This is a genomic window from Streptomyces sp. NPDC001222 (assembly GCF_042896945.1).
Lineage (GTDB): Bacteria > Actinomycetota > Actinomycetes > Streptomycetales > Streptomycetaceae > Streptomyces > Streptomyces gibsoniae.
The window spans coordinates 13,846-27,287 of sequence record NZ_JBIAXT010000034.1; the positions used below are offsets into that span (position 1 = coordinate 13,846).

Consider the following 13,442-nt stretch of genomic DNA (forward strand, 5'->3'; position numbering starts at 1 on the left):
ATGCCTGACGATCCGTGTCCCCGCCGCCGGTCGGCGCGTGGCGGCTGCCGTGCGCCCGACTACAGCATGTGAGGTGTGCGAGGCGGCCGTGACTCCGGCTCGTTGTGGTGTCGCAGTGAGGGGCCTGCTCGCCATCGAGGCACTCGGGACCGGTATTGACCAAGATGCGACGGAATTTGTCCGATCTGGGTGGTCGAACGCGCCGGTAACCGCAATCATGCCATTTACGCACCGTAGCGGTAGGCATTCGTTTGAGTGAGCGGGTAGCGTCCCGACACACACGAGCGGGCCCCGGCACGGCGGGATACCAGACCGGGGCCCAACTCAACTCTGTTCAACGATCGAGGAGAAGACATGCCTCCTGACCGAAACAACCACTTCGGCCGGCCACTCGAGCGGAGCCGGTCGGAGCGGTTCGACCGTAACATCCCGCACGCGGGCGCGGTTGAAACCCGCGACCTGCGTGACAGGGAAGTCAACATGCAGGTAGGGGCGTTCGTCGCCGCCCCGGTCCTGGGCATCGTGCTGGTCCTGCGGCCCGAGCTGTACCAGCTCGCCGCAGCGGCGGTCTGCATGCTGCTGGCCGCAACCCGTCGCTCACAGCTGCGCTACCGGCGGGTTCGCATCGCCTGACGGCCGGTCGGCCGCCCCCGGGCAGCTCGAACTGCCCGGGCGGCGGCCGCCCGACCGGCGGCACACCGTCACCCACCCATGGAGCCGGCCCGAGTCCGGCTGACGGCTTCTGCGGAATCTCTCAATTTCCGTGCCCGGCCCCGGTAGCACCTGCCCGCAAAGGACACCCGATCCCATGACGCCCAAGGACCCAGGCCCCGCCTACTGCCTGAACCCCGACTGCGGTAAGCCGATTGACCGCAGCGGCGGCTCCGGCAGGCCGCGCCACTACTGCAACGACGTCTGCGGTCGCGCGTACCGCCGGGCGCGGGAGAAGCACCCGACCCCGGACGCGGTCGCCCACAATCTCTTCGCCGACGAGGTCGCCGACGACATGGCACGCGGCGTCGAGCATCTGCGGCGACTGACCCGTACTCGCCAGCCGCTGGCGGCCCTGAGCCTGCTGCGCATCGTGGAGCGCGATCTGGAGGACCTCAAGGCCGCCCTGGTGCAACAGGCCCGCGACCAGCGGGAGAAGAACGCCGAGATCGCCCGTTCCCTGAGTCTGCCGCCCGAGCAGCTCACCCGGAAACTCTCCTCGGAGGCCGTCCGCCGGCGGATGGTCAACCGCCGGCAGCGCCCCCGCACCGTACCGGCCCGCCCCGCGGAATCGGAGGCCGCCGCCTCGGCACCCGTCATCAGCATCCCGCGCCAGCGCCGACCCCCGGCCCGGCCGGGCGGCGCCACGCCCTTCCGGGCCAGGGAGCCGAACCGGCACCCCGCGGGGCCGGCCGCGGTCCTCGCCCGCGCCCTGTCCCAGCTTCAGCGCGTCAGCACCAAGTCCTTCCGCCGGCTCGCCGAGGACACCCACATATCCGCCTCCTACGTCTCCCGGGTCCTCAGCGGCGAGCGGTGCCCTTCCTGGAAGGTCACGCGTGCGCTCACGCTCGCCTGCGGGGGAGACCCGGCGGAGATCCAGCCCCTGTGGGCGGCTGCCCGCGGACAGACGCCGAGCCAGCGCGGCAGTCTGCACGAGGCTCTGCGCGGACTGCACCTGTCCGCCGCGCGGCCCGCCACGGCCGACCTCGGCGCGCGCAGCGGCCTGAGTCCCCGAGCCGTCACCGGCATGCTCAGCGGTAGCACGCTGCCCGCCTGGGAGGACGTCGAGGAACTGGCCCACGCACTGGGCGCCGAGGCCCCGCCCCTACGGCCGTTGTGGAACGCCGCACGCGCCGCGGCGGCCGGGCCCCCCGAACCGCCGCCCGCCGACCCGCTCGCCCTCCGTTCACTCGCCGAGGTCCTCGGATGACTCCACACACCCTCAGGCAACCCGTCCGCACCCCCGCGGCCCGTTCCCGACTGTCGTATCCGCCGTCACGCGCACGCGTCGTCCCGCCCTGCCGGCAGGCTTCGCTCACTCCCGCGCTGCCGCCCGCGTTCGAGGCGTTCTGCGCGCTGCACCGCGACCGATACCTCGACTACGCGCGCGTCCATCTGCCGGACGACGAGGCACACAGCTTCGTCCGCGGCGTCCTGGGGGAACTGGCGGTCCGCTGGCCGTATGTCGTCAGCCATCCCAATCCCGCCGCGCGGGCCTGGACCCTGCTGAGCGCCCGGATCCGGGCCCGGCGACCCCTGCCCGCCCCCCTCGACACCTGTCCGGCACCGCAGTACGACGCCCTCGTGCTGCACTGCCTGCTGGAGTACAGCAGCACGGCCGCCGCCGAGACGATGGGCGTGGAGCCGAGCAAGATCCGCTACCTGGTCTGCTCCGCGTCCGCCGCCTCCCGCAGGGCCGCCCGCCTACTGCGCCCCGATCCGCCATCAGGACCTGCGCATGGGCGACGAGCTTGAACTCGGCCCCCGGAGCCCGAACCGACGGCCGGGGTCGGCCCGGGCCGAGGACGTCGTCGTAGATCCAGGAACCGTGGGTCACGGCCGGAACCCTCGGGACGGATGTGTTCCGGGGGCTACCATGTCCGTTATGCGCGCAATTACCGTCAATCGCTATGGTGGTCCGGAGACCCTGGAACTGACGGAGGTCGACGACCCCAAGGTCGGTCCCGACTCGGTGCTCGTGCGGGTGAAGGCCGCGGGGGTGAACCCGGTCGACTGGAAGATCGTCGCCGGATACCTCGACTCGATCATGTACATCCACTTCCCCCTCGTCCCCGGCTGGGATGTCGCGGGCGTCGTCGAGGCGGTCGGTCTGGACGCCTCCGAGTTCTCGGTCGGCGACGAGGTCTTCGGCTATGTCCGCAAGGACGAGGTGCAGCACGGCACTTACGCGGAACTCGTCGCCGCGCCCGTACGCACCCTCGCCCGCAAGCCCGCGTCGCTGACCTGGCAGCAGGCGGCCGGGGTGCCCCTGGCAGGGCTCACCGCCTGGCAGTCGCTGGCCCGGGTGGGGGTGGCCGCGGGCGACACGGTCCTGGTCCATGCGGCGGCCGGCGGCGTCGGGGCCTTCGCCGTGCAGATCGCCGTGGCGAGGGGGGCCCGGGTGATCGGTACGGCGAGTGAACGCAACCACGACTTCCTTCGCTCCCTGGGCGCCGAACCCGTGACCTACGGCGACGGCCTGGCCGATCGGGTGCGGTGGCTCGCACCGGAGGGAATCGACGCGGCAGTGGACTACGTGGGCGGGGACGCGGTCGCCGTGTCCCAGGAACTGCTGAAGGACCGCTCTCGTATCGCCTCGATCGTCAACCCCGAGGTAACCGAGCGCGGTGGTCACCACGTGTGGGTTCGTCCGGACTCCGCGGGCCTCGCGGAACTGGCCCGCCTGGCCGACGCCGGCAAGCTCGGCGTCCATGTCGGGCAGGCCCTGCCGCTGGCCGAGGCAGCCGAGGCGTTCGACCGCAGCAAGAGCGGGCGGACCCGCGGCAAGATCGTGCTCGAGGTCGGACACGTCGACTGACGACAGGCCGGCCCGTTGCCGAGGGCCGGTGGGGGAGCCTGGCGCCTGCCGATCGGGCGCCGCTCCGCCGGCCGCCGGGCGTCAACCAAGTGGACTGCGGGGCCTACGTGATCGTATGTTGCGCATGCCGCCCGTGAGGTTCCGGGGAGGAACGGCGTCCGGCGTTTCGACCACACCTCGGGGGACGCTCCACCATGATCTGTTACCGCTGCCATCAGTTCGCCGCTGCAGCGGGCGGCACCCTGTGCGCCCAGTGTGCCGCCGCTCCGGCACCGACGGCCCAGCCGGCCGCGACCGTGCCCGGGGCCTTTCTGCGCTCGCCCGTGGGGCTGGGACGCGCGACGGCCGTGCTGCTCGGACTGGTCGCCGTCACCGATCTGTTCGCGATCGGGGCCGACGTCGTCATGTACAACGTGTCGGGCGATCTGGCCGACGGCGCCGTCGGGGACGCCGTGAGCCGCCGGGCCGACCGCGCGGACGCGCTCTACGCCGCAGCCGGCATCGCCCAGACCGCCGCGATGCTGGCCTGCATGGTCGTGTTCCTGTGCTGGTTCTACCGAGTACGGGTCAACGCCGAGGTGTTTGAGCCGTACGGGCACCAGAAGAAGCGTGGCTGGGCGATCGGCGGTTGGTTCACGCCGGTCGTGAACCTCTGGTTCCCACGCCGGATCACACTGGACATCTGGGACGCGAGCGGCCCGTCGGGTGCGCGCCGGTCGCACGGACTCGTCAACGCCTGGTGGGCGCTGTGGATCGTCTCGATCCTCGCCGAGCGGTCCGGCTTCTCCGCCTACCGTCGAGCCGACACCGCTCAGGAGCTGTACAGCGCCGTCCCGCAGGTGGTCTTCGCGGACGTCACCGACATGGCCGCCGCGCTGCTCGCGGTCCTCGTCGTAGTGCGGCTCACGCGTAGGCAGCACGAGAAGGCGCTGCAGGGCGCGGTGCTGCCGCCGGTCGCGGTCTGACGCCCCGAGTCCTCATGTCGCCGGGCTACCGGGTCGCCGAATCGCCAAGTGACCAAGTCGCCAGGTCCATGGCCGGTCGATGTCGTCCGAACCGTTGTCACCGGCCGTTTCTTCCTGGTTGGGTGTCCCGTCGGCACGTGACGGGCGTGGCGGGCCCGGCGGCTGAGCGCGACCGGCGCGGCGGGCCGATGAGGGAGTGGGTGCGATGGCGGCGGAGACACGGGCGATGGACGACGGGAAGACCCTGCCCGACGGGCTCGGACAGGCGATCCGTGAGACGGCCGCCGACATCGCGGGGCTGTTGCGAGCGGCGGCCGACACGACGGCCGCCGTGCCCGACTCGGAGTGGACCGTGGGCGAGGCGGCGGCCCATCTGGCGGTGGCCAACGAGCTGATGGCCGACCTCGCAGCCGGCCGTGAACGCCCCTACGGGGACGGCACGCCGCAGAGCCTGGCCGCGGCCAACGCGCGGTCCCTGGCCGCGTTCGAGGAGCGCGGGGCAGAGCCGCTGGCGGCGATGATCGTGGCACAGGCGGAGGGCTTCCTCGACGCCGTCGCCCGGGCCACGGCGGACAGCACCGCGGACCGGACGCTTGTCACACCGCTGGGCCCCATGGACCGGTCCGTGCTTGCCTCGTATCTACTGACCCACATGCTGGGCCACGGCTACGACCTCGCCCGCGCGCTCGGCCGGCCGCACATGATCGACCGCGCTCGGGTCGGACTGTGCCTGCCGTTCCTGCTGACCGCCATGCCGCACGTCGCCGTCGCCGGTGCCGGGGTCACGGCTCGCTACCGGCTCCGGGTTTGGGGCGGGGCGGAGTTCGGTGTCACCTTCACCGACGGCGACGTGGACGTGACGGCTGCGGCACCGGACCGTCCGGACTGCACGATCCTCACGGAGCCGGTGACGTTCCTGCTCATCGCCCTGGGCCGCTGCAATCCGTGGCGGGCCATGGCGAGCGGCCGGGTGCTCGCCTGGGGGCGCAAGCCCTGGCTCGCGGCGCGCTTTCCGACGCTTTTCATGGCGCCCTGAACCGTGTCGGTGGCCGCGCGCGGGGGAGGTCGTCCACTCGGCGGACCGACCCGCGTGGCGGTTCCGCGCCGGGGAAGGGCGTCCGTCTCCGTCTCAGCAACCGATGTCGGCCGCGTCGAAGAAGTGGTCGAGGGGCGCCCGGTACGCCGCGGGATGGAAGCCGAGCTCCCATTGGGGATGACCGGCCCACTCCATGAAGGCGACCCAGCGCAGTAACCACCCGAGTGCGTTCGTGGTGGTCGCCTGCTCGCAGTCGCCTCCGTCGCCCGCCACCTCACGCAGGGCCAGCCACTCCTGGAACAAGTCCGTGACATCGGCCGCGGTCCGGCGCTCCGCGGCGCTGCCGCACAGTTCCGCATCGGCGAGCCGTCCCCCGAAGAACCGGGCGAACCGCTGGTCGCGTGCGGAGGCCCATCGATCGTCCGCTGCCTCGGCCGCGCCACCCGGCTGGGCGCGGTACGGAAAGGCGGGTTCCGGCCGGGGGGCGGTCACGGCAGGCTCGGAACGCGAGACGGTGCCGCTGTGGCCAGGGGCTCGGGTCTATGGGCCGCGCGGGTTGCGCGCCGGGGAGGGAGAAACGCAGGGACGGCCGTCACGTAATCCTCCGACAAGGAGCGAGGTGGGGGCATAAGAGCTCCGTACACAGGGGGCGCCCGGCTCGCGACGGCGTCCGGTGCTGACCGGGCTCCCGCTGTGTTCGGAGCTCCAGGCCCCGGAAGCATGGCTGGTTGCGCCGTCTCGCCGCGCCGTGACCGGCCGGGAAGCGATGAGCGGAGCCCAGGGCTGTCGGTCGGTGTCGCGGGCGGGGAAGGCGGAGCGACGCGTCATCTGTACCGCGGGCGTCTGGAGGCCGCGGCCGGGACGACTGGTGCGGGGAGAGCGGGCGGCACCGTCTGACGTCCACGGTTCTGGCCTCCCCACGTCCGAGTGCCCGGGTGGTCCGCGTCGGCTCGCCGACCGCCCGCCACCCGGCTCGTTCCTTCGGCACGTCGTGTCCGTCCCCGCTGAGGCAAGGCCTCCGAGGCACACCTCTGCACCCTTGAACCGTGCGTGGGGGTGGCCCGGACAGGTGCACGCCGGAGCGAACGCAGGCGCGACCGCATTCCGCAATCACGGAGCGAACGCGACGGAGTCCGCCGGGTGCTGACTGGCAGTCAGTCACCTGGTGATGCTGCAATCCAAGAGCATGTGATGTCAACTGTTGTATCCACCCTTGGCAATTGGAGTATCGCTGACCTGGTTGCTTGGCCGGGGAGCGGTTATCGTCTCGTCATCAATGCGCAGTCCGCGCCGCCACCGGACGTGAGGAGATGCGTCGGTGAGAGATCCGCGCCAATCGCTCGCCGAGACCCTCAGGGCCATCGACTCTCTTCTGGGCGACGGGCAGAGCCGTGACGACGTCCTCGACGTGCAGCAGTTGTCCGTCAACTGCGGCGTACCGCAGGACGTCGTGGAGATGCTGCTGAACGGCAGACAGGCGCCCGCGGAGACCATCACCGACCGGATCATCCGCCGGATCGCTCATCTGCGGGAGACGCGACGGCGCCCCGACGGCTCGCGCCACTCCTACGACGAGATCGCCTCGTCGTTCGGGGCCACCCGGGCCTCCCTGTCCAACCTCGTCAACGGCCGCAGAAGCCCGAGGGAGACCATGCAGCCGGCCCGGGACGTACGGCGGCGCACGGCCCGCTCCGGCGGCCCACTGGCCTCCACCCAGGCAGGCGTCGAGCGCTTCTTCTTCGGGGAGCCGACCGGATGGCTCAGCGCCGAGCCGGAGTCGGCCCTCAACGAGGTGCTCCAGCCCGTTCTCGAAGGGCTGCGCGCGGCCGTCGACAACGACTGCAGCGGCAGCCGCGCCACGGCGTTGCGCACGGCCGCGGCCCTGCCGGACGACGAGTGGGAACTGGTCGAGCGTTTCATCAACACCCTGGTGCGCCAGGTCCGGGAGGAACGCGGTCAGCACGGCTGACCCTGGCCCGAACACGCCTCCGACAGGCCGCCGTCAGGATGCGCCGCATCAGGAACACACCCGCGACGCGTCCGCGATAGCCTGCCACAGCGACTGCGCCCAGCAACGTTCCCGGAGGCCGTGCCCATCCCATGAACGGCGACTCACCACCACTGGACGGCGACTTACCCTTCTACGTCTCCAGCGGGCTGATGCTCCTGGCCTGTCTGCTGAAGCTGCCGGCGCTCGTGCGCGCCCGAGGCCGGGACTGGCTGCTGTCCTCCATCTGCGCCCTGCTCTTCCTCGGCGCCGGAGTCCTTTTCACCACCGCCCAGACCACGATCGCCCTCGTCAACCGCGGCACCGGTGTGCCCAATGTCGCCGCCCCGATCGTCTACATGCTGCTGGTCGCCTTCTCCGGGGCCTCGATCGTGCTGGTCCTGAACTGGCGCGGCGACACCGGGACGGCCAAGCCCCGCCGCCTCTCCCGTGTCACGCTCGCCGCGTACGGCGTGACCGTCCTCCTCATCGCGGTCCTCTTCTCCCTGGGCGACGCGCCGGTCGAGCAACGGACCCGGTTCGACCTCTACTACGCGACCACGCCCTTCATCAGGGAGATGGTCCTTCTCTGTCTCACCGCGCACGCGGTGGCCTCCCTGACCGTCGGCCATCTGTGCCGACGCTGGTCAGGGGAGGTGCACGGGACGCTGCGCACCGGTCTGCGCGTGCTGGCCACCGCGTATCTGATGCACTTCGTCGGCTACGACCTCATGACGGCCGCGGCGGTGATCGGCCGCTGGAGCGGCCACACCTGGGACCCTCTCATCGTGATCGCGCGCACGACGATCGCGCCCAGCGCGGTCCTGGGGGCGGCGGGCTTCGTTCTCCCCCTGATCGGCGGGAGCACCACCGTCCGCTACTGGCAGCTGGCACCGCTGGCCCGCACGGTGCGCCCCGTGCGAGGCGCGCCAGGGCCCACACCGCTGCCCCTGCCATGGTGGAAGCCCAGTGTGCACCTGCGGCTGACGCGACGTCAGACCTACATCTCCGACCGGATCCTGGCCTGCCGCGACCACTCCGACCCGCGGACCCGGGACGAGGCACACCGGCTGGCCCTGGCCCGCAACGCCACCGGGGAGGAGGCCGCCGCCATCGCCGAGGCCGCGCTGATCGTCGCGGCGGTCGAGGTCCACTACGCCCGCGGCAGCCATGGCACGCCCCCTGGGCGTCGCGTGAACGCGGACGAGCGCACGGTCTCCAGCAACGACCTGGTCCATATCTCCCGGGCGCTGCGCTCCCGTATCGTCAAGGACGTCCGCACACGGACCCGTAACCACCGAAGACCCTGACACGAACGGCGTGGCCTGCATCGCGGCAGCGCACGCACCGGTGTCGGTAGGGTGGCTTGTCATGAACGCGAGCTCCGGAATCGAGATGGTCTCCGTCCCGCCGGGGCGTGTGACGCTGTCGGACCGCCGGACGCGGCGTAGCTGGCCGGTGGAGGTCGCTCCGTTCCGGCTGTCCGCGTTCCCGGTCACTCAGGCCAGGTACGCGCGGATCACCGGCCGGTGGCCGAGTACCGGTCAGGGGGACGGGCGGCCCGTCGAGGGCGTCTCGTGGTGGGACGCGATCCGGTTCTGCAACGCCTTGTCCCGGCACGAAGGGCTGCCGTCGGCGTACCGCTTGAACGCCGACGAGGACGCCGTCGAGTGGGACGCCTCCGTCGACGGGTACCGGCTCCCGACCGAGGCCGAGTGGGAGCACGCCTGCCGAGCCGGCAGCAGCGGACCGCGTTACGGCCCGCTCGACGACATCGCCTGGTACCGCGGGAACTCGGACGGCACGATCCACGACGTGGGGGGCAAGCAGCCCAACGCATGGGGTCTGTACGACATGCTGGGCAACACATGGGACTGGTGCTGGGACGTCTACGACGCCGAGGTGTACGGCACCTACCGGGTGCTCCGTGGCGGCGGTTGGTCCGACGAGCACTGGAGCTGCCGGGCCTCGGTGCGGCGCCGCAGCCATCCGACCTTCCGCATCGACGACGTGGGCTTCCGCGTGGCGCGCACCCCACGCCCGTCACGGCCGTGACGTCGCCCGAGCCCTGACCACCACATGCGCTCGACGTTCGGGACCACGCCTCAGCCGGACGAGCGGATGCGGCCGTCCGTGCCCGCCCCTGTCCCTCCCACCGCTCCTCCCGTTCGGTCGAGGCCATGGAGGATCGCTCGCTCGGCAGCCGTCAGGGGCGGTCCGGCCAGCGGAGGCAGCACAGGGCCGTTCAGCGTGGCGAGCAGCAGCGAGGGGCGCAGCAGACGGCTGCCGTCCTCCTGCAACGTGGTGACGTTGCACATGGCGGTGGACACCCGGTAGGAGCTGGTCGCCACCTTCGTCATACGCCGGACATAGCGGGTGAGCACACGGTCGGCGAACGTGGGACTGTCGCCGAGCACTCCGGGGAACCACCGGTCCTGGGAACTGCTCAGCGACCACGCCGCGTCCACCGACTTGGCGGCGGCGCGCTGGATGCGGCGCGCCACCCCCCGCGCGGCGACATCGGTCGCGGCGAGTTCCCGGCGAAGCTCCTGGGCGCCCAGCGCGGCCACTGACATGCCCTGCCCGTAGACCGGGTTGAACGCGGCGGCGGCATCACCCAGCACCACAAGGCCCTCGGGCCAGACCGCGGCGCTCTCGAAGTGGCGGCGGACATTGCGGGTGCTGCGGCTGAGCGCCACATCGGACAGGGGCTCGGCACCGGAGAGGAGCCGGCCCACCAGAGGATCCCGTAGCCCGAGGGCGAAGCGGACGAACCCCGCGGGGTCGCTGGTGGGCTCGGCACCTCGGGTGCCGCTCAGACTGGCCAGCCAGCGTCCCCCCTCGATGGGGATGAGAGCCGCCGCGCGCCCGGGCGTTGTGTCGAGAGGGTCGGGCTGCACCAGGATCAGGGGGAACTCCTCCGCCCCTTCAGGCATCCGGTAGAGGCGGCTCGCGTACACGACCCCCGAGTCGACGACCTCCTCACGGATCCCCGTGATGCCGAGCGCGCCGAGCCACTGCAGGGCACGTGACCCACGCCCGCTCGCATCGACGACCAGGTCCGCGCGCAGGTCCTCCTCGGCGCCCTCCGCGTCGCTGACGCGTACGCCCGTGACACGCTCCGCCGATCCCAGCAGCAAGACGGCTTCAGCGCGCCGCAGTCCGGTACGGGGACGGTCCAGGACCGCCTCGCGCAGGACGGCGTCCAGTAGGTCCCTGCTGCAGGTGAGCAGTGGATGGCTGTCGTGGCGCCATCGCCGGAACCATCCCTCCGGACCCAGCATCACCGCGCCGGAGGTGAGCGAGATCTCGCGGCCCCCTGCGGCGAGCACCCGCTGCCGCAGCCGCAGGCCGGGCAGAAGAGCCTCGATCGCGTTCAGCCCACTGGTCAACAGGATGTGGCCATGGCGGCCCTGGGGTAAACCCTTGCGCGGCGCCGGCCCCTCCGGCAGCACATCCCGCTCGAGTACGGTCACCTCGTCGACCACGTCGGACAGGGCCGCGGCGGCCAGCAGCCCGGCCACGCTCGCACCAACGACGATTGCTCTACGCGCCATCCGCCCCCCGATCGCAGCCCCGGACGCCCTCACCGTACCGTCGGGCGTGACGATCACCACAGCAGATCCGGCCATAACCGGCCAGGCGACACGGCGATGACTCGCCTACGAGCCGCGGCACCGGGGGCCGGGACTTCTCACCTCTCGCCCAGCACCGCACCGATCACGTGCCGGGCGTTCCTCGCCATCGACGGATTCGTCTCCCGGTAGTAGGGCAGTGCGATCAGCGCCTGCGAGAGGGTCCGCCCCCGGCCGCGGATCCAGGTCGCCTCGTCCACGTCGAGTGCCTCGCGGAAGATCTCCCTGGCCCCGGCCGGCAGCAGATTCCACGCCGGGAACAGATCGCAGGCCGGATCGCCCACCCCCGTACACCCGAAGTCGATCACGGAGGCCAGCCTGTCACCGTCCACCAGCAGATTGCCCGGCATCAGATCGGCATGCAGCCACACCGGCGGCCCGTCCCAGCCCGGCGCCCGCAGCGCGTCCTCCCACACGGCGGTCGCGGCATCGCAGTCGACGTCCTCCTGCGGGATCCGGCGCAGTTCGTCGATCGCCGACCGGGTCTCCACGTCGAGCGCGGCCACCGGCCCGCCGCGGTGGGCCCGAGGTGCTCCCGGCAGGCCGACGCTCCGCATCGCTGCGACGAATCCGGCCAGGTCCTTGGCGAGCAGTCCGGGTTCGGCCAGCGAGTCCGGATCGGGGTTCCGCCCCGCCAGCCACCCGTACACCGACCACGGCCACGGATACCCCTCCGCGGGTCTCCCGGCTCCGAGCACCTCGGGAACGGGCGTGGGCAGCAGGGGTGCGAGGCGGGGCAGCCACTCCCGCTCCGACGTCACGTCCCCCGCTCCGCCCTCGATCAGCGGCAGCCGTACGACCATGCTGTCGCCCAGCCGGTACATGGCGTTGACCGTGCCGCCCGAGGGAAACCGCGCCACCGCCAGTCCCGCCCACTGCGGGAACTGCCCGGCGATCAGCCGCCGTACGAGGTCGTCGTCGACGGGGTGCATGCCCGGGTGCAACTGCCCTGCGCTCATGGGAGCCATCCGATCGCGGGACGGCGGCGAGCGTCAAACAACTTTCGGACGCATGGGGGACGTGACGCAAGGTCAATTCCCGTCCCCACGTGCCGACGTAGTCCGGCGGGCAGAATCCGTTCATGACGGAGTCGGCAGACACGGCACCGGCCCATCACCTGGCCGACCTGGCGGATGCCGTCGCGCGTCGCCGTCTCGCGGCCCCTGACCTCGCCGTCCACACCAAGAACGACGGGAGCCCGGTCACCGACGCCGACCAGGAGATCGAAGACCTCCTGCGCTCCGAGATCCGCCGGCACCGTCCCGGCGACGCCTTTGTCGGCGAGGAGTCCGGCACCCGGGCACGGGCCGTCGCCGCTGGATCGTCGACGGCACCGACGGCACCGCGAGTTACCTCGCGGGGGAGCCGGAGTGGAGCACCCTGGTGGCCGTCGAGGAGGACGGCGGCATCGCCCTGGGCATGGTTTCCGCCCCGACGCCGGGCCGCCGCTGGTGGGCGGCGCCGGACGCCGGCGCATGGGCCGGACCGTGCCCTTCCCGATCGCCGATGCGGGCCCGTCGACTGTCGATCGCCCAAGGTGGCCGTACGCCGCACGACATCACGCTCGGCATCTGGCCGCCCCCGGCCAGACTGAGCGCATCGGAACGGGCCGTCGCCGGGCGCCTGGCGGCACATGTCGCGCGGACCTGCCCCGCCCTCGACTGTCCTCGGCGGACCCGGCCACGCCCCTGCCCCGCAAACCGTCGACCGGATCCGGCACGTGTCACGGCGCTCTCCTCGTCGCGACCGGTCAGCTGGACGCCTTCCTTCTACTGGGAGCCGGGTCCTGGGACATCGCCGCTCTGATCCCCGTCGTAGAGGAGGCCGGTGGCCTCTTCAGCGACCTCGGGGGCCGGCGCCGCGCCGACACGGGGGCCGCGCTGTTCGCCGTACCCGGGCTCCACCGACCACTCCTGGACATCGTCCGGCTTCTCCCCGCCGCCCTTGCCGGCGACAAGTCGGCCTGTTCCGCTGCCGGTTCGGGCCCCGCGCGACGGCTACCGACCCAGGGGATCCCGCCATGGCCGCGAACATCCAATGGGATGTCTTCCGCAAGGGCGACACCTATCTCGTGCGGATGCTCTACAACGAGAAGGAGATCCGTTCAGGCAGGGCTCCGACCGACAGCCAGGGGCAGCTACTTCTACGACCTCGCCGAACTGGAGCGCTGCTTCGGCCGAACGACCGGGTGAGCCGACGAAGGCCGAGCGGGTGAGGCGTGGGGCGTGAGGCCCTGAGGTGCCGGTGCCGGTGCCGGTGCCAGCCGAACGACCGGGTGAGCCGACGAAGG

The 13,442-nt window shown here is 71.8% G+C and carries 12 protein-coding genes and 4 pseudogenes; 13 read left to right on the forward strand and 3 right to left on the reverse strand.

Annotation, left to right across the window (positions count from 1 at the left end):
• The first annotated feature begins 354 nt into the window (after positions 1 to 354).
• From ACFY2Z_RS33310 to ACFY2Z_RS33335, 6 genes are all read left to right on the forward strand, one after another.
• A complete protein-coding gene (locus tag ACFY2Z_RS33310) occupies positions 355 to 633 on the forward strand; it encodes a hypothetical protein (RefSeq protein ID WP_390747782.1) in 279 nt (92 codons plus the stop codon).
• Between the two features lie 175 nt (positions 634 to 808).
• On the forward strand, positions 809 to 1,921 hold the full coding sequence (locus tag ACFY2Z_RS33315) for a helix-turn-helix domain-containing protein (RefSeq protein ID WP_390747783.1): 1,113 nt from the start codon (positions 809 to 811) through the stop codon (positions 1,919 to 1,921).
• Entirely contained in the window at positions 1,918 to 2,466 is a 549-nt protein-coding gene (locus tag ACFY2Z_RS33320; RefSeq protein ID WP_390747784.1) for a hypothetical protein, read from the forward strand. The genes ACFY2Z_RS33315 and ACFY2Z_RS33320 overlap by 4 nt, the downstream gene beginning before the upstream one ends.
• A 130-nt stretch (positions 2,467 to 2,596) precedes the next feature.
• Positions 2,597 to 3,529 carry an NADP-dependent oxidoreductase gene (locus ACFY2Z_RS33325; RefSeq protein WP_390747785.1) on the forward strand — a complete coding sequence of 311 codons (933 nt, stop codon included), beginning with the start codon at positions 2,597 to 2,599 and terminating at the stop codon, positions 3,527 to 3,529.
• 194 nt (positions 3,530 to 3,723) lie between these two features.
• On the forward strand, positions 3,724 to 4,494 hold the full coding sequence (locus ACFY2Z_RS33330) for a DUF4328 domain-containing protein (RefSeq protein WP_390747786.1): 771 nt from the start codon (positions 3,724 to 3,726) through the stop codon (positions 4,492 to 4,494).
• Positions 4,495 to 4,699: 205 nt separating this feature from the next.
• A complete protein-coding gene (locus ACFY2Z_RS33335) occupies positions 4,700 to 5,530 on the forward strand; it encodes a maleylpyruvate isomerase family mycothiol-dependent enzyme (protein WP_390747787.1) in 831 nt (276 codons plus the stop codon).
• A gap of 93 nt (positions 5,531 to 5,623) precedes the next feature.
• On the opposite strand, the gene ACFY2Z_RS33340 is transcribed toward ACFY2Z_RS33335, so the two are convergent.
• On the reverse strand, positions 5,624 to 6,022 hold the full coding sequence (locus ACFY2Z_RS33340) for a hypothetical protein (protein ID WP_390747788.1): 399 nt from the start codon (positions 6,020 to 6,022) through the stop codon (positions 5,624 to 5,626).
• An 826-nt stretch (positions 6,023 to 6,848) separates the two neighbouring features.
• Here ACFY2Z_RS33340 and ACFY2Z_RS33345 point away from each other — a divergent pair.
• The 3 genes from ACFY2Z_RS33345 to ACFY2Z_RS33355 all read left to right on the forward strand — a co-directional run bounded on the left by ACFY2Z_RS33345 (position 6,849) and on the right by ACFY2Z_RS33355 (position 9,572).
• Positions 6,849 to 7,499: a hypothetical protein gene (locus ACFY2Z_RS33345; RefSeq protein WP_390747789.1), complete on the forward strand. Its 651-nt coding sequence runs from the start codon at positions 6,849 to 6,851 to the stop codon at positions 7,497 to 7,499.
• 131 nt (positions 7,500 to 7,630) lie between these two features.
• Positions 7,631 to 8,827 (forward strand): DUF6545 domain-containing protein, encoded by a 1,197-nt coding sequence (locus ACFY2Z_RS33350; RefSeq protein WP_390747790.1) that lies wholly within the window; start codon positions 7,631 to 7,633, stop codon positions 8,825 to 8,827.
• A 61-nt stretch (positions 8,828 to 8,888) separates the two neighbouring features.
• Positions 8,889 to 9,572 carry a formylglycine-generating enzyme family protein gene (locus ACFY2Z_RS33355; protein ID WP_390747791.1) on the forward strand — a complete coding sequence of 228 codons (684 nt, stop codon included), beginning with the start codon at positions 8,889 to 8,891 and terminating at the stop codon, positions 9,570 to 9,572.
• 50 nt (positions 9,573 to 9,622) lie between these two features.
• Here the strand turns inward: ACFY2Z_RS33355 and ACFY2Z_RS33360 are convergent, their stop codons facing one another.
• Positions 9,623 to 11,074 (reverse strand): NAD(P)/FAD-dependent oxidoreductase, encoded by a 1,452-nt coding sequence (locus ACFY2Z_RS33360; RefSeq protein WP_390747792.1) that lies wholly within the window; start codon positions 11,072 to 11,074, stop codon positions 9,623 to 9,625.
• 137 nt (positions 11,075 to 11,211) lie between these two features.
• Positions 11,212 to 12,111, reverse strand: a complete 900-nt coding sequence (locus tag ACFY2Z_RS33365) for an aminoglycoside phosphotransferase family protein (protein ID WP_390747793.1) — start codon at positions 12,109 to 12,111, stop codon at positions 11,212 to 11,214.
• A 122-nt stretch (positions 12,112 to 12,233) separates the two neighbouring features.
• Here ACFY2Z_RS33365 and ACFY2Z_RS33370 point away from each other — a divergent pair.
• From ACFY2Z_RS33370 to ACFY2Z_RS33385, 4 pseudogenes are all read left to right on the forward strand, one after another.
• A pseudogene (locus ACFY2Z_RS33370) lies at positions 12,234 to 12,398 on the forward strand (inositol monophosphatase); the annotation flags it as partial.
• Between the two features lie 74 nt (positions 12,399 to 12,472).
• Positions 12,473 to 12,574: pseudogene (locus ACFY2Z_RS33375) on the forward strand (inositol monophosphatase); the annotation flags it as partial.
• Positions 12,575 to 12,627: 53 nt separating this feature from the next.
• Positions 12,628 to 12,954, forward strand: a pseudogene (locus ACFY2Z_RS33380) (hypothetical protein); the annotation flags it as partial.
• Positions 12,955 to 13,172: 218 nt separating this feature from the next.
• Positions 13,173 to 13,344 (forward strand): annotated as a pseudogene (locus tag ACFY2Z_RS33385) (histidine-type phosphatase); the annotation flags it as partial.
• Positions 13,345 to 13,442: the final 98 nt, after the last annotated feature.